Raw genomic sequence first — 15,629 nt, 5'->3', positions numbered from 1 at the left:
CCCATGTCGCCCTGGGCCGTGCTCGCTGCCGCCATGACCGCCGGGTCGGCCATTTCGGCCATCGGCTTTGTCTACCCCACCCTCACGCCCTACCTACGCGACGACTTAGGGCTGTCGCTCACGGCTGTGGGCCTGCTCAACACCTTCATCTACCTGGGCACCATGCTGGGCGCACTGCCGGCGGGCTGGCTGACCGACCGCTTTGGCAGCCGCCAGGTGCTGATCCTGGCCTCGCTGGCGGCAGCCGCCTTGACGCTACTGATCCCGCTGGTAGCGCGTGAGCAAGCGCTGTTCCTGATGCTTTTGGTGCTGGTGGGCCTGGTAGTGGCCTGCTCCACGCCGGCGGGGTCGCAGGCGGTGGCCCAGGCTTTCCCTCCCCAACAACGCGGACTGGTGATCGGGCTGCGCCAGATGGCCGTGCCGCTGGGCGGAGCGCTGGCCTCGGGGTTTTTGGCTCCGATAGCCGAGTACTTCGGGTGGCGCTGGGCCTCGGGGGTGGCGGGGTTGGTGGCGGTGCTGGCGGGCTGGCTCACCTCGAGGCTCTACCGCGAGAACGTTCGCCGGGGGCCGCAAGCCCGCACGGGCCGCTCGGGCTTGCGGCGCATCCTGGCCGAACGCAACATCGTCCTGGCAGCGGTGGCCGGGGTCACGCTGCCCACGGGACAGTTCATCATGATCACCTACCTCATCCTCTTCCTGCGGGAACGCTTCGGCATCCCCGAATTGCAGGGGGCAGCCTTGCTGACGGCGGCCAACCTGGCCGGGGCGCTGAGCCGGGTCTTCTGGGCCGGGCTCTCCGACCGCCTGGGGGGGCAGCGCAAACCCCTGCTGCTGGGCATCGTGGGGCTGGCGACCTTGTGTGCGCTATCGCTGAGCTGGCTACCCATCAGCACCCCGCTGTGGCTGAAGGCTGGCGTGGTGGTGCTGTACGGCGCAACAGCCCTGGGCTGGCAGGGCCTGCACTTCTCCCTCCTGACCGAGCTCTCACCCCCAGGCCTCGAGGGGCGGGTGGTGGGCTTGGGGCTGGTGTTCACCTCCATCGGGATTGCCGCGGCTCCCCCCATCTTCGGTTTGGTGGTCGAACGCAGCGGCAGCTACGCCACAGGCTGGCTCTTGCTCGCAGGCGTCTTCGCCCTGGGCCTGAGCCTGCTGGCGCTGGTGCGCGAAGAGCCAGGTCACTGATCGCGTTTCTCACCCCTGCGCCTCGCGCGGTGAGGCGCAACCCGCCGCACTGGGGATGCGTGAAAACCTCAGCAAAGACCCCTCCCTTCGGTCGGCCATCCCGATACGCCCCAGATGAGGCAAAATCAAGCGAAGGGGGCTTAGCAGACATGAGGGCTGTAGCAAGGCTGGCTCGAGACCTCCGCCGTGCTCCCCCTCACGGTCTGGGAGCGTAGGCTAGCTAAACTGGGGGGGTGCGTTTAGGAATGGTGGCCTACGCCAGCCTAGGAGGTAGCGGGATCGTCGCTACCGAGCTGGCCCAGCGTCTGGCCCGGCGTGGGCACGAAGTCTGGCTCTTCGCCACCGAGCGCCCCTTCCGCTTTGACGAGAAGAGCGGGGTGCGGTTCTGGAAGGTGGAGATGCCCTACTACCCGGTCTTTCCGGGGCCGCTATACGAGCTGGCCCTGGCGGGGGCCCTCGAGCGGGCCATGCGGGAGGTGAGGCTCGAGGCCATCCATACCCACTACGCCATTCCCCACGCCGCCGCCGCCTGGCTGGCCAGCGAGGGCCACATCCCCACCATCCACACCCTACACGGCTCCGACGTGAGCATCCTGGGCCAGGACAGCGTTTACCGCAACGTCACCGCCAAATTTCTGCGCCGCGCCTGTGCCGTCACCGCCGTCTCCTGGAACCTGGCGCTGAGGGCCAGGTGGGCCTTCGGGGTCAAGCCCAGGGTGATCTACAACGCCGTAGACATCGAGCGCTTTCGCCCTTTTCCCGAACGCCGGGGCGAATACGCCGCCGAAGACGAGTACCTCCTCGTCCACGCCTCCAACTTTCGCTCGGTCAAGCGCGTACCCGACATCGTGCGGGCTTTCTTCAAGATTCGCCAGCGGGTCAAAGCCCGCCTGGTACTGCTGGGCAAAGGTCCCGAGGAAGCCGAGGCCAGGCGGGTGGTGGAGGAGCTGAACTTGGGCCGCTACGTGAGCTTTCTGCCCCCCAGCCCCCACCCCGAGTACGTCATCGGGGCCGCCGACCTGTTCTTGCTGATGTCGGAGGAGGAATCCTTCGGACAGGCTGCGCTCGAGGCCCTGGCCTGCGGAGTTCCCGTGGTCAGCACCCGCGTGGGCGGCATCCCCGAGCTGATCAACCCGGCGGTGGGGCGGCTGGTGGAGTTGGGCGACCTCGAGGCCTACGCCAGCGCCGCCGTCGAAGTGCTCACCGCCGACGAGCTCCCCCAAATGCGGCAGATTGCCCGCCGGTACGCCGCCGAGCGCTTCCACCCCGACCACATCACCGCCCAGTACGAAGCGCTGTACGAAGAAGTGCTGGTGGCGCGATGAGCGCTGAAGCGCAGTGGCTGTACGCTGCACACCTCGATCGATTTAGAGCAGGGCGATATTCCCACCCCGATTGCGCTAGACTGTTCACATGGGAAACGTATTGAGCAAGGTCGCCCTGTACCTCGGTCTGCTGCTATTGCTGCTGGCGGGGATCTTCCTGATTTGGAACGCCATTGACCTCAACAACCTGGCCACGGCGGCTTCGGTGCTCAACCGCCCCTACCACAACCCCATCGGACGGGTGCTGCTCACCGCCCTGCTCGCCCTGGGAGCCGGCTTCCTGCTGGGCCTCAGCCTGCGCCTGGGCAGCCGCCCCCAAAGCTGAGCGGCTGCGACCTCCAAACCCCCGCGCTGCCGCGGGGGTTTTGTTGCCGCCGACATCGGCCTCGATTGCCGAAGACCTGTAGCGCGGGCGTATTGTGTGCGACGTAGAACTCTTTAGGAGTACAGTGTAGAGACCATGCTGGTCAAGGACGTCATGAACAGCCCGGTGCTGACCGTGCCGGAGGAGCTGAGCCTGCAGGAGGCGCACGAGCTGATGTACGCCAAACGGGTGCGCCACCTGCCGGTAGTGCGCGAGGGGCGGGTGGTGGGGGTGATCACCGACCGCGACGTGCGGCTGGCCTGTAGCCCGCTGGCGAAGGACTCGGCGGCCTCACCCAACACCCCGGTGAGCAAAGTGATGAGCCATCCCGTAGTCACCGCCGACCCGCTCGACCCTGTGGAAGAAGCGGCCCGCACCATGCGCACGCGCAAGATCGGCTGTCTGCCGGTGCTCGAGAACGACGAGCTGGTGGGCATCGTAACCGGCATCGACCTGCTGGACGCGCTGCTCAAGCTCACCGGGGTGGAAAAGCCCAGCGGGCGCCTCGAGCTGCGCCTGCCCGACGAGCCCGGTCAACTGGCCCTGCTCACGGGCTACCTGGCCGACCAGGGCGTCAACGTACACTCGCTGCTGACCTACCCCGAAGACCCGTTGTGGGTGCGCAGCGTGTTGCGGGTCAACACCCAGAACACCCGCGCCCTTGCCGAGGAGCTGCGCCAGCAGGGGCTCGAGGTGCTGTGGCCGCCGGAAAAACCCTGGATGTAGGGCATGGTGCCGGTCGTCTATCACCCCGGTTATCTGAAGTATTCCTTCGGCCCGCAGCACCCCTTCAGCCCGCTGCGGCTGGAGATGCTGCTGGACCTGCTGAAGAGCCTGGGCCACCCCATCACCCCCCATGCGCCCCCCAGGCTTCACGCGAGGAGGTGCTAAGCGTGCACTCCGAGCGCTTCGTGCGGCGGGTGGAAGCAGCCAGCCAGGGCGAGGAGTCCCCCGACTTGGTGCACTACGGCCTGGGCACCGGCGACACCCCGGTCTTCCCCGGCATGGACGAGGCAGCCCGCTGGCTGGTGGGTGGAGCGCTCGAGGCCGCTCGCTTGGTCCTGGGTGGAGCCGGGGAAGTGCTGCACTTAGGCGGCGGTCTGCACCACGCCCAATACGACCAGGCTTCGGGCTTCTGCGTCTACAACGACCTCGCGATAGCCATCCGCCACCTCACGAAAGCGGGGATGCGGGTGGCTTACATCGATATCGATGTGCACCACGGCGACGGGGTGCAGTGGATCCACTACGACGAAGCCGAGGTGCTCACCCTCTCCTTCCACGAGTCCGGGCGCTACCTCTTTCCCGGCACCGGGGCCATCCACGAGATCGGGCGGGGAGCGGGTGCGGGGCGCAAACTCAACGTGCCGCTGGAACCCTTCAGCGAGGACGAGAGCTACCTCGAGGTCTTCCAACAGGTCAGTGAAGCCGCCCTCTCCTGGTTCCGCCCCGACGCGCTGGTCATCCAGTGCGGAGCCGACGCCCACTTCCAAGACCCCCTGGCCGAGCTGCTGCTCACCACCCGCAGCTATGGCAAAATCTTCCCGCTGCTGCGGCAGTACGCCCGCGAGTTCGCCGCAGGCAAGGCCATCTTCACCCTGGGCGGCGGCTACAGCTTCGACGCGGCGGTGCGGGTGTGGGCCCTGCTCTATCACGTCCTGCAAGAGCTCCCCCTGCCCGACCAGCTGCCCCAGGACTGGCAGGACCGCTGGGCCCCTCGCCTGCGCGAACCCCTGAGCCCCACCCTGTACGACCCCGAGCGCTGCTACCCCGAAATCCCCCGCAAGCCCCAGATTGAACAGCACAACCGCCAGATCGCGCGGCGGCTGTTGGAGACGGTACAGCCATACTGGAAATGAAGGCCAGGGCCTACAGTGCTGCACTCAGCCTGCCTCCCGTGGCAGGGTTCGCCCAGCTCTGGGAGGTCATCCGCGAGGAGCTGGAGGAGGTGCTCGAGCTCCGGCCCTCCCCTGCGGCGCGGCTGGAGGAGCTGGCCCTGGCCCACGACCAAGGCTATCTGCACCACGTCTTTGGCGAGGGGCTCTCCCGTGCCGAGTCGCTCAGGCTGGGCCGCCACTTTAGCCCCGAGCTGCTCCAGCGCGCCCTGTACTCGGCCGGTGGCACGCTGGCGGCGCTCGAGGACGCTTTGCAGGGGGGCCTGGGGCTCAACCTGGGCGGTGGCACCCACCACGCCTACCCCGCCCACGCCGAGGGCTACAGCCTGTTCAACGACGTGGCGGTGGCCATCGCCAAGGCCCGCGCCGAGGGCTTTGGCGGGCGGGTGCTGGTGGTCGACCTCGACGTGCACCAGGGCAACGGCACGGCGGTGTTCTTCCAGAGCGACCCCTCGGTGTTTACCCTCTCGCTCCACGCCCAGCACAACTACCCCCAACTCAAAGAGCGGAGCGACCTCGACGTGGCCCTGCCGGACGCCACCGGCGACGCGGAGTACCTGGCGGCGCTCGAGCCCGCCCTCGAGCGCGCCTTCGCCTTCCGCCCCGACTTGGTGTTCTTCAACTCCGGCGTGGACGTGCTGGCCGGGGATCGCCTGGGTCGCCTGGCGCTGAGCTTAGACGGCCTGATCGAGCGAAACCGGCGCGTATACCAGAAGGTGCGAGAGAGCGGCGCGGCCCTGGTCGTCGTTGGGGGTGGAGGCTACCACCCTGACCTGCGGCTGCTGGCGGAGGCCAGGATCCAGACCTACCGCCTGGCCGTGGCCGAGCTTTGGAGCGTCACCAGGGGCGGGTAGCGACCTTCAGGTTCACACCAGACTCCTCCCGCCCCCCTTGCCAGGGAGGGAACAAGGTGTCTTGCCCGCGCCCAGCGTTCCCCTAACCCGCCCACAAACTCACGAAGCCGAACTTCTCCACGTCCACCAGCCCCTTGTCGGTGAGCTTGAGCTTGGGGATGACCTCGAGCGGCAGGAAGGCCACGTGCATCATGGGGTCGTGCAGGGGGGTGCCCAGCTGCTTGGTGGCGGCCAGCAGGCGCTCTATCTGGGCGCGGACCTCGGGCATGGGCCTGTCGCTCATCAGCCCGGCGACGGGCAGGGGGGTGAGGGCCAGCACTTCCTCACCCAGCGCCACCGCGTAGCCCCCACCCGCCTCGGCCAGGGCCCGCATCGCGGTGCGCATGGATTCGTCGTCGGCCCCGGCGCAGGTGAGGTTGTGGCTGTCGTGGCCCACGGTCCCGGCGATGGCCCCGCGCCGCAAACCCAGCCCGTGCACGAAGCCCAGCCCCACCCCCTGCCCGCCGTAGCGGTTGACCACCGCTAGCTTGAGCAGGTCGCCCTCGGGGTCGGCCTGGGCCAGCCCACCCACGATGCGGGCCGGGCGAACGCGTTCTTCGGTCACCACCTTCCGCGGGATGACCCCGATGGCCCGCACCCAGCCCCCCTGAGCCGGGATGTCCAGCGAGACCCGGCTGAGATCGACCCGCACGGTGTTGCGCACCTGACGCAAGTCGGCCTGCGGGTGCAGCCACTCGCCCACCGGCTCGCCGTGCTCGGCCACCCAGCGCCCAGCCGAGTAAACCCGCTCGGCGCGGAAGTCCTCCAGGCGACTCGTCACCACCAAATCGGCCCGCCGTCCCGGCGCGATGGCCCCCCGGTCGCGCAGGCGGTGGGCGTTGGCAGCGCCCAGCGTCGCCATCTGGATGGCGGTGACCGGGTCCAGCCCGAGCTTGACGGCCCGCCGCACCACGAAGTCGAGGTGGCCCTCGTCGAGCAGGTCTTCGGGGTGACGGTCGTCGGTGCAGAAGGCCATGCGGGGCGCGGTCTTCTCGTTGATGAGGGGCAGGAGGGCCTCGAGGTCGCGGGTCACGGTGCCCTCGCGCACTAGCACGTGAAGCCCGGCCCGCAGCTTCTCCAACGCCTCCTCGGCGCTGGTGGACTCGTGGTCGGTGGCGGGCCCGGCGGCGGCGTAGGCCTGGAGCCACTTGCCGCCCAGGCCGGGCGCGTGCCCGTCGATGCGCTCCCCCTGGAAGGCCATCAGCTTATCGAGGCACTGCGGGTCGCCGAGCACCACACCGGGCACGTTCATGAATTCGGCCAGGCCCAGGAGGCGGGGATGCGTCCCCCACAGCTTCAGCAAATCCGCCGCCTCGAGCACTGCCCCGCTGCTGGAGAGCGGGCTGGCGGGCACGCAGGAGGGCAGCATGAACAAGCAGTCCAGCGGGAGCCCCTCGGAGGCCTCGAGCATGAAGCGGATGCCCTCGAGGCCGCACACGTTGGCGATCTCGTGGGGATCGGCGACCAGGGTGGTGGTGCCCCGGGGCACGATGACCCGGGCGAGCTCATAAGGCAGCGAGAGCGTGGACTCGATGTGGATGTGGGCGTCGATGAGGCCGGGTACCAGGAAGCGCCCCCCCAGGTCGTGGACCTCGCGGCCCACGTAGCCCTCGCCCACCCCGGCGATGAACCCTCCGGCGATGGCCACCGCGGCCGGGTAGATCTCCCCGGTGAAGACGTTGAGCACCCGCGCGTTGCTCAGGACCAAGTCGGCGGGGGTATCGCCCCGCGCGACCTCGAGAAGGTGAATCAGCGTTTGGCGCTGCATAGCGCATTCTAACGGGAAATTCCGGCACGGAAATAGCTTGGCGAAAACCGTCCTCGAGCCCACCTTGGGCCTATGTCCCTGGGTAAAGGGCTAAAATCGGGGCATGGTCGGTACTGCCAGCGGCACCCAGATGCTCGACTACCTGGGCCTTTACGAGCTATTCACCCCCGAGGAGCGCGAGATCCAGCGCTCCTCCAGGCGCTTCCTCGACGACGTGGCCCTGCCCCACATCGGGCAGTGGTGGGAGGAGGGCACTTTCCCCACCCACCTGATCCGGCGCTTCGGGGAGATGGGCTTCCTAGGCCCCACCATCCCCACCGAGTACGGCGGGGCGGGGGTCTCGAGCGCGGCCTACGGCCTCATCGCCTACGAGCTCGAGCGCATCGACTCCGGCCTGCGCAGCTTCTGCAGCGTGCAGAGCTCGCTGGTGATGTATCCCATCTACGCCTTCGGCTCCGAGGAGCAAAAGCGCGAATACCTGCCCCGGCTGGCTACGGGCGAGCTGGTGGGCTGCTTCGGTCTCACCGAGGAGGGTGGCGGTAGCGACCCCGACGGCAACATGAAGACCCGCGCCCGCAAGGACGGCGAGCATTACGTGCTCACGGGTAGCAAGATGTGGATCACCAACGGCAACCTGGCCCACCTCGCCATCGTCTGGGCCAAGGACGACGCCGGCGTGGTGCGTGGTTTCATCGTGCCCACCGACACCCCCGGCTTCAAGGCCAACGAGGTGAAGCACAAGGCCTCGCTGCGGGCCTCGGTGACGAGCGAGCTGGTGCTCGAGGAGGTGCGCGTCCCCGCCAGCGCCATGCTGCCCGGCGTGCAGGGGCTCAAGGGACCGCTCTCCTGCCTGACCCAGGCTCGCTTCGGCATCGCCTGGGGGGCGCTGGGGGCGCTCGAGGCCGTCTACACCGAAGCCCTCGGCTTCGTCCAGACCCGCACCACCTTTGGCAAGCCCATCGGCAGCCGCCAATTGGTGCAGGAGAAGCTGGTGCGCATGCTCAGCGATCACAGCAAAGGCCTGCTGGTGGCCTGGCGCTTAGCCCAGCTCAAGGACACGGGCAAGCTGCGCCCCCAGCAGGTGAGCCTGGGCAAGCGCGACAACGTGCGCGCCGCCCTCAACGGGGCGCGGGCCGCGCGGGAAATCCTGGGCGGCAGCGGCATCACCCTCGAGTACCACGCCATCCGCCACATGCTCAACCTCGAGACCGTCGACACCTACGAGGGCACCCACGATATCCACACCCTGATCCTGGGGCGCGACATCACCGGCCTCAGTGCGCTCGAGTAGAGACATCGGCCCTCCACGAACGCTTTGACATGGCGGGATGAGCAGTTCTACGGTTATGATACCGGATTCAAAAAGATACTCTTCAAAACCAAAACCCAGAGGCTATCTTTTTGAATCCCAGAGCACTCCCTTCGGTCGGGTTAGTTCGTCACCGAATGGTGACGAACTAACCGAATCTGGTATGACCTGGTATTCTAGCCGCCGATGGACAGAGCCGAACTCCGGGCGCGCGTTGGGGGGCGGATCACACGGTGCGACTGGCAGGACTTCCGTGAACTGGCTGAAGCGTATGGGTTTACACTGCTCATTTGGAAAGGGAAGCCGCAGGCGCTTTGTGCACGAGCCTGGGTTCGTGGTAAGCGTCCACGAGCCACATCCCGCCAAACGTCCCGTGAAAGCGCTCCTACGTGCAATAGATCGACTGGAGGTACGATGAAAGTGCAGATTAACGTCGAATACCACCCCGAATACGAAGGGGGGTTCGAGCCGTACGTGGCGAAAATTCTCGAGTACCCCGAGCTTCAGGGTTACGGCAGCACTGCGGAAGAGGCGATTCAGGACGCGCTCGGCTTCCTCGAGGAGCACCTGGGCAAGCGGCTGAAGGTCGTGAGGGAAGAAGTGGCCCTCGAGCTGGCCAGCTAGACCGTGGGCGCGCTCACCGGCCTCAAAGTCCTCGACCTCTCCCGCATCCTGGCGGGCCCCTTCTGCACCCAGATGCTCGCCGACCTAGGGGCGGAGGTCTGGAAGATCGAACCGCCTAAGGGCGACGACACCCGCAGCTGGGGACCGCCCTTCCTCGAGCCCGCCGAACCCGCTGGCTGGAAGCTAGGGGCGGGAGGCGAGAGCGCTTACTACCTCTCGGCCAACCGCGGCAAGAAGAGCGTGGTGGTCAACCTCAAGGACCCCCGCGGCCAGGCGCTGGTGCGGGCGCTGGCCGCCCAGGCCGACGTGCTGGTGGAGAACTACAAGACCGGCGACCTGGCCCGCTACGGCCTGGACTACCCTACCCTGGCCCGGATCAACCCCCGGTTGGTCTACCTCTCCATCACCGGCTACGGGCACAGCGGCCCCCGCGCCCAGGAGCCCGGCTACGACGTGGCGATCCAGGGGCTCATCGGCATCATGTCGCTGACGGGCGAGCCGGAGGGGCCGCCGATGCGGGTCCCGGTGGCCTGGGTGGACCTCATGACCGGGATGACCGGGGCCATAGCGGTGCTGGCGGCGTTGCTCGAGCGCGAGAGAAGCGGCCAGGGCCAGCACATCGACCTCGCCCTCTTCGACACCGGGCTCTCGGCCATGGCCAACCTGGCCCAGAGCTACCTGGTCAGCGGCGTCAACCCGACCCGGCTGGGCAACGCCCACCCCCAGATCGTGCCCTACGGGGCCTTCGAGGCCAGCGACGGCTGGTTCATGCTCACCGTGGGCAACGACGAGCAATACCGGCGCACCTGCGAGGCCATCGGCCACCTCGAGCTGTGGGAGGACCAGCGTTTTCGGAGCAACCAGGGCCGCGTATGTCACCGCGCAGTTCTGCTGCCGCAGCTCGAGGCCATCTTCAAGAGCCGCCCCCGCGCCCACTGGCTGGGCGCGCTCCAACGGGCTGGAGTCCCCGCCACCCCGGTCAACAGCCTGGCCGAAGCCTTCGCCGAACCCCAGGCCCAGGCCAGAAGAATGCGGGTGGAGACCGAGCACCCCACCTTGGGCCTCATTCCCCTCATCGGCTCCCCCCTCTCCCACTTCTCGCGCACCCCCGCGCAGATCCAAAGCCCCCCTCCCCTGCTGGGCGAGCACACCCTCGAGGTGCTCGCGCGCGTGCTGGGCCTGAGCCGCGAGGAAGTCGATGGGCTCGAGGCCGCAGGGGTCGTCCGGCAAAACCAGCAAAAGAAGTAGGGGCGCACCGCCGAGGACCGGCATCGGTGCGCCCCCGATTTCCAAAAGCTTTACTCCACAACCCTGACCCGCACCGAAGGGCCCTCACCCTCCCCAGGGCGGCGCACCTGGTAGATGTGCTCACCCACACTGGGCGGGCTGGGCAGCATCAGCGACCAACCGCCATTCTCGCCCACCCGCACCTCGGCGATGCGGCTAGCGTTGTCCCAGACCTCGAGGGTCTCCCCCGCCCTGCCGGTGCCCTGCAAGCTGAACTCGCCCGCCCGCAGCTCGGCTCCATCGGAAGGAGAGGTGATGGTGAAGCTGGCGGGCAGGGTCGTGGACGCGGTAGTGGGGCGCGAAAGCGCGGCGAAGGGCGTGGGGCTGAAGAGGCGGTAGCCCAAGCCGGGCAGGATGCCCAGCAGCACCACCAAAGCGGTGGCGACCATCAATGGCCACGCCGCCAAGCGTCCGGTAGCCAAGCTCAGGCCACCCGTACCCTGACCTGCCAGGACCGGAGCCCCGACCAGCGGGGCGGGAAGGGCGGCTTCCTCCTCGGCCCTGGCCTCCGGGCCGCGGGCGACGACCAGGTTGAACAAGCGCAGGTAGTAGTAAGCGGCCACGGCTGAGGTGATGAGGGCCAGCACCAGCAGGCCCCACTGCTGGGCTTTGGCAGCCTCGAGGAAGACCAAGAGCTTGCCCCAAAAACCCGCGAAGGGCGGCAGGCCAGCCAGCGAGAACAGGCCCACGCTCATGGCCACACCCAGCAGCGGCTTGCGGTAGAGCAACCCGCGCAGGCGCTCATAGGGCACGTCTCCCTGCGAAATGGCGGCCAGCACCGCGAAGGCCAGCCCGGTCGAGAGCAGGTAAGCCAGCAGGTAGAAGCCGATGGCTGCCGTTGCGGTGCCGCTGTAGAGCCCCAGGCCCACGTACCCGGCGTGGGCGATGGAGGAGTAGGCCAAGAGGCGCTTGCTCTCCTGCTGGGCCAGCGCGCCCAGGTTGCCGAAAATCACGGTCAGGGCGATCAGGGCTCCCAGGCCCAGGCCCCAAAGGCCCTGGTCCTGTACGTTCAGCACCCGCACCAGCGCGGCGAAGCCCGCGGCCTTGACCGCCGTGGCCATCATCAGCGAGACGGTGGTGGGGCTGCCTTGGTAAACGTCGGGAGTCCACCAGTGGAAGGGCACCAGGCTAACCTTGAAGGCCAAGGCCCCCAGGATCAGCAGCAGCGCGGCGACGTACAGCGGCCCCGAGCCCTGGGCCCCGGCGTTAAAGGAGCCGGTGGCGCCGAAGTGCAGCGCGATGCCGTAGAGGAAGATGGCCGCCGAGAGCGCTCCAAGCAGGAAGTACTTCAGACCCGCCTCGAAGCCGCGCTCGTCGCGCTGCCAGGTGGCCAGCACGTACAGGGGCAGCGAGAAGACCTCGAGGGCGATCAGCAGCACCGGCAGGTTGGGCGAGGAGGCCATGAAGTGCATCCCCGCAGCCGCGTACAGCAGCAAAAGCGAGAACTCCCACTTCTCGCTCCTGCCGATGAGCAGCGCCCACAACACGCCCAGCAGGGCCACGAGGGTGAAGCTCTGGGAGATGGGGTCGACGACGTAGAGCCCGCCGAAGGCCGTCTGGCGCTGGCCCCAGGTGAAAAGCAAGGAGGCGATAGCGGCCGCCACGCTGCCCGTCGCCAACCAGCGACTGACGCGAGCGGGCACGAAGAAGCCCAGCAGGGTGAGTGCCGTGCTGGCGGCCCCCAGGATGTAGAGGGTGATCACGCTCCACCTCCCAGCAGCTTGACCAGCGCTTCAGATAGAGGATGGATCATCTGGGTAAACATCTTGGGATACACGCCCGCCAGCCCGACCCCTACCACGATGGCTGCAGCAAAAGCCCACTCGCGGGGGGTGAGGTCGCTCACCACCCGGTTCTGCTCCTCCTGAAAGAGGGCCTGGTAGGCCGTGAGGGCGTAGGCCGCCGCCGCAATCACCGCGGTAAAGGCGACGAAGGTGAGCCAGGGGCTGATCTTCCAGGCCCCCAGCAGGGCCATGAACTCTCCGGGGAAGCCCGACAAACCGGGCAGGCCGATCATGGCCATGACCAAAAACATCGTCAACACGCTCAGGGCAGGGGCGCTTTTGGCGATGCCCCGCACCGGGCCGATCTCCAGGGTCTCGGTGCGATCGGCGATGCGGCCCACCACCAAGAACAGCCCACCGGTGTAGACCATCGAGGCCGCCAACAGGAACAAAGCCCCCGTGACCCCCTCGGCGTTGCCGCTGAACAGGCCTAGAGCGCCCAACCCCATGTGACTGACGCCACCGTAGGCCAGCAGGCGCTTCCAGTCTTTGGCGGCGAAGGCCAGCCAGGCCGCGTAGATCGCACCAAAAGCCGCCACCACCAGCAGCAGCCCCTGGAATTGGGCGAAACCCTCGGGTGCCAGGGGAATGGCCCACTTGAAGAAGGCGAAGAGGCCCACCTTATACAGCGTACCCATGGCGTCGGCCAGGCCCGAGGGGTGGTTCTCGGCGTGGAAGGAGGGCAGCCACGCGTGCAGCGGAAAGAGGGGGGTCTTGACCGCAAAGGCGATGAGGAAGCCCAAGAAAACCCAGCCTGCCACGCTCCCGCTCACGGGGTGAGCCGCCAGATCGCTGTAGAGGAAGCTGGGCGAGCCACCCAGGTAACGCACCGCGAAGACCGCCGCCAGCATGGGCAGCGAGCCCGCCAGGGTGAACAGGGCAAAGGTGTAGGCCGCCTTGAGCCGCTCGCGCCCGCCGTAGAGCCCCAACATCAGCAGCGAGGGGATCAGGGTGGCCTCGAAGAAGACGTAGAACAATACCAGGTCGTCGGCGGCGAAGATGCCCAGCAGGCCGCTCTCCATCAGCAGCGCCCAGCCCAGCATGCGGGTAGGCGCCTTGGCGATGAATACCGCCAGCAAGGTGGTAAGGGCCACGGCCAGCCACAGCACCAATCCCACGCCGTCCAGGCGCAGCGCGTAGTACATCTGGATGGGCTCGAGCAGGGGCGTCTGGAAGGTATAGGCCCCACCTGAGGCTCGAGCGAAAAGCCAGGCCGCGATTAGAAAAGTGACGCCCGAGGCGGCCACGGCCAGCCTGCGGCCTAAGCTAGGCCAGATCAGCAGGGCGATCCCCGCCAGCAGGGGGAGGAACAGCCCAACATGCAATAGCGCGTCCATCAGCGGATCACCCCTACGAGGACCAAGAGCACAGCGGCAATCAGCAGACCCGCGGCGTAGAAGCGTAGGTAGCCGGTCTCGAGCCGCGCCAGCAGGCCGCCGAGGTTGCCGGTGACGCTGCCTAGCCACCAGAAGCCGCTCAGCAGGCCGCCGTCGGCGTCGAAGAGGATCTTGGCCAGGCCCTTGAGCGGCCTGACCAGGAGGGCGTTGTAGACCTCGTCGGCGTAGAAGCTCCTCAGCGAGGCTTCCTGGAAGCGGGTGAACCAAGCCGGCAGCTTGCCCGCCGCCTCAGCCTGGAAGAAGCGGTAGCCATAGTAGAGGGCTCCCAAAGCCACCACCGCCGAGATGACAATCAGCGCCCACTCGTCGAGCACGGGCAGCTTCTCGTGCTCGTGGTGCACGATTACCTTGTTGAGCCAGGGCTCGAGCAGGTTCTCAGACTGCACCACATAGGGCAGGCCCACGAAGCCGGCGAAGAGCGAGCCCAGGGTGAGAAGGTGGTTGGGCCAGGTCATCACCGCCGGGCTCTCGTGAGGGTGTTCGTGACCGCGGTACTTGCCCATAAACACCAGCACGAACCAGCGCATGGAATACAGCGCCGTCAGGGCAGCGGTGAGCAGCATCACGAACCACAGCAGCGCGGAATACTCGTAGGAGGCAGCGAGGATGGCGTCCTTGGACCAAAAGCCCGACAGCAGCGGCAGGCCGCCCAGCGCCAGCGCCCCTACCAGGCCGTGGATGCGGGTCTGGGGGAGGTAGCCCCACATCCCGCCCATCTTGCGCACGTCCTGCTCACCGCCCAGCGCGTGGATCACCGCGCCCGAGGACATGAACAGGAGGGCTTTGAAGAAAGCGTGGGTCAGGACGTGGAACATCGCCACCCAGTAAGCCCCCACCCCCGCGGCCACGAACATGTAGCCGAGCTGGGAGAGCGTCGAGTAGGCCACGATGCGCTTGATGTCGGTTTGGCCGAAGGCGCACAGCGCGCCATAGAGGGCGGTGAGCATGCCGATGAGCACGACCCAGAAGGAGACGTCGGGCAGGTCGAAGTAGAGGAAGCTGTTGCGGCACAGCAGGTAGACCCCAGCCGTGACCATGGTCGCAGCGTGGATCAGGGCCGAGACCGGGGTTGGGCCCGCCATCGCGTCGGGGAGCCACACCATCAAGGGCACCTGGGCGCTTTTGCCGATGGCTCCGACGAACAGCAGGAAAGCCGCCAGCGACACCGCCGCGACGTTGATCCCAATGGCGAATTCCCCCTCCGGGGCGATCAGCTCGCGCAGCTCGGAGATGGAGAGGGTGCCGAAGTGGGCCCACAGTACCCCCATGCCCAGCAGGAAGCCCAGGTCGCCGATGCGGTTGACGATGAAGGCCTTGCGGGCCGAGTCGGCGTTGACCCGTTCGGTGTACCAGAAACCGATGAGGAGGTAGCTCGCCAGGCCCACCCCCTCCCAGCCGATGAAGACCACCGGTAGGCTGTCGCCCAGCACCAGCACCAGCATCGCCGCGATGAAGAGGTTGAAGTAGCTGAAGAAGCGGCTGAAGCCGGGGTCTGAGTGCATGTAGCCGATGGCGTAGACGTGGATCAGGAAACCCACCCCCGCCACGACCATGACCATCAGGCCCGAGAGGTTGTCCAGCGCGAAGGACAGAGGAACGCCGGGGAGCCAGTCCTCCACGGCCCACTTAGCCCCGCCCTGAGCCAGCAAGGCTAGGCCCAGCAGGAGACTGCCCAGCACTAAAGCGCTGGCCACAACACCCGGCACGGGCTCCGCCATGCGCCTGCCCCACAGGCCCAAGACGGCGAAGCCCAGCAGGGGCAGCAGGATAATCAGCGGTAGCAATACGGTCTCTTGCATAC

The 15,629-nt window shown here is 67.4% G+C and carries 12 protein-coding genes and 1 pseudogene; 9 read left to right on the top strand and 4 right to left on the bottom strand.

The genetic code is table 11. The annotated features are described in order from the left end of the window. Nucleotides 1-3 precede the first annotated feature (3 nt). From B047_RS0103375 to B047_RS0103350, 6 genes and pseudogenes are all read left to right on the top strand, one after another. On the top strand, nt 4-1,182 hold the full coding sequence (locus B047_RS0103375) for an MFS transporter (RefSeq protein ID WP_018465544.1): 1,179 nt from the start codon (nt 4-6) through the stop codon (nt 1,180-1,182). Nucleotides 1,183-1,427: 245 nt separating this feature from the next. After that, a complete protein-coding gene (bshA, locus tag B047_RS0103370; RefSeq protein ID WP_018465543.1) occupies nt 1,428-2,507 on the top strand; it encodes an N-acetyl-alpha-D-glucosaminyl L-malate synthase BshA in 1,080 nt (359 codons plus the stop codon). A gap of 88 nt (nt 2,508-2,595) precedes the next feature. Then, nucleotides 2,596-2,832 (top strand): hypothetical protein, encoded by a 237-nt coding sequence (locus B047_RS0103365; RefSeq protein ID WP_018465542.1) that lies wholly within the window; start codon nt 2,596-2,598, stop codon nt 2,830-2,832. Between the two features lie 135 nt (nt 2,833-2,967). After that, nucleotides 2,968-3,597 (top strand): CBS and ACT domain-containing protein, encoded by a 630-nt coding sequence (locus B047_RS0103360; protein ID WP_018465541.1) that lies wholly within the window; start codon nt 2,968-2,970, stop codon nt 3,595-3,597. A gap of 3 nt (nt 3,598-3,600) precedes the next feature. Continuing rightward, nucleotides 3,601-4,730 (top strand): annotated as a pseudogene (locus tag B047_RS16180) (acetoin utilization protein AcuC). Next, entirely contained in the window at nt 4,727-5,620 is an 894-nt protein-coding gene (locus tag B047_RS0103350; RefSeq protein ID WP_018465540.1) for a histone deacetylase family protein, read from the top strand. The pseudogene B047_RS16180 and the gene B047_RS0103350 overlap by 4 nt, the downstream one beginning before the upstream one ends. An 82-nt stretch (nt 5,621-5,702) precedes the next feature. Here the strand turns inward: B047_RS0103350 and ade are convergent, their stop codons facing one another. After that, complete coding sequence (gene ade / locus B047_RS0103345) at nt 5,703-7,427, bottom strand: adenine deaminase (protein WP_018465539.1); 1,725 nt, start codon at nt 7,425-7,427, stop codon at nt 5,703-5,705. Between the two features lie 130 nt (nt 7,428-7,557). Between ade and B047_RS0103340 the strand changes: the two genes are divergently transcribed. The 3 genes from B047_RS0103340 to B047_RS0103330 all read left to right on the top strand — a co-directional run bounded on the left by B047_RS0103340 (nt 7,558) and on the right by B047_RS0103330 (nt 10,608). Beyond that, nucleotides 7,558-8,718 carry an acyl-CoA dehydrogenase family protein gene (locus tag B047_RS0103340; RefSeq protein WP_026234540.1) on the top strand — a complete coding sequence of 387 codons (1,161 nt, stop codon included), beginning with the start codon at nt 7,558-7,560 and terminating at the stop codon, nt 8,716-8,718. A gap of 432 nt (nt 8,719-9,150) precedes the next feature. Then, entirely contained in the window at nt 9,151-9,360 is a 210-nt protein-coding gene (locus B047_RS0103335) for a hypothetical protein (RefSeq protein WP_018465537.1), read from the top strand. Between the two features lie 3 nt (nt 9,361-9,363). Then, nucleotides 9,364-10,608, top strand: coding sequence for a CaiB/BaiF CoA transferase family protein (locus B047_RS0103330; protein ID WP_018465536.1), 1,245 nt, complete (start codon nt 9,364-9,366; stop codon nt 10,606-10,608). Nucleotides 10,609-10,658: 50 nt separating this feature from the next. Here the strand turns inward: B047_RS0103330 and B047_RS0103325 are convergent, their stop codons facing one another. From B047_RS0103325 to nuoL, 3 genes are read right to left on the bottom strand one after another with little or no spacing between them, the layout of a single operon-like run. Next, nucleotides 10,659-12,350 carry an NADH-quinone oxidoreductase subunit N gene (locus B047_RS0103325; protein ID WP_018465535.1) on the bottom strand — a complete coding sequence of 564 codons (1,692 nt, stop codon included), beginning with the start codon at nt 12,348-12,350 and terminating at the stop codon, nt 10,659-10,661. Continuing rightward, nucleotides 12,347-13,768 (bottom strand): complex I subunit 4 family protein, encoded by a 1,422-nt coding sequence (locus B047_RS0103320; RefSeq protein ID WP_018465534.1) that lies wholly within the window; start codon nt 13,766-13,768, stop codon nt 12,347-12,349. The genes B047_RS0103325 and B047_RS0103320 overlap by 4 nt, the downstream gene beginning before the upstream one ends. Next, nucleotides 13,768-15,627 (bottom strand): NADH-quinone oxidoreductase subunit L, encoded by a 1,860-nt coding sequence (nuoL, locus tag B047_RS0103315; RefSeq protein ID WP_018465533.1) that lies wholly within the window; start codon nt 15,625-15,627, stop codon nt 13,768-13,770. Before nuoL ends, B047_RS0103320 begins: the two co-directional genes overlap by 1 nt. Nucleotides 15,628-15,629 lie beyond the last annotated feature (2 nt).

This window comes from Calidithermus timidus DSM 17022, from assembly GCF_000373205.1.
Taxonomy (GTDB): Bacteria; Deinococcota; Deinococci; order Deinococcales; family Thermaceae; genus Calidithermus; species Calidithermus timidus.
Note: the sequence above shows the minus strand (reverse complement) of the source record. Positions and strands in the feature narration are given on the sequence as shown.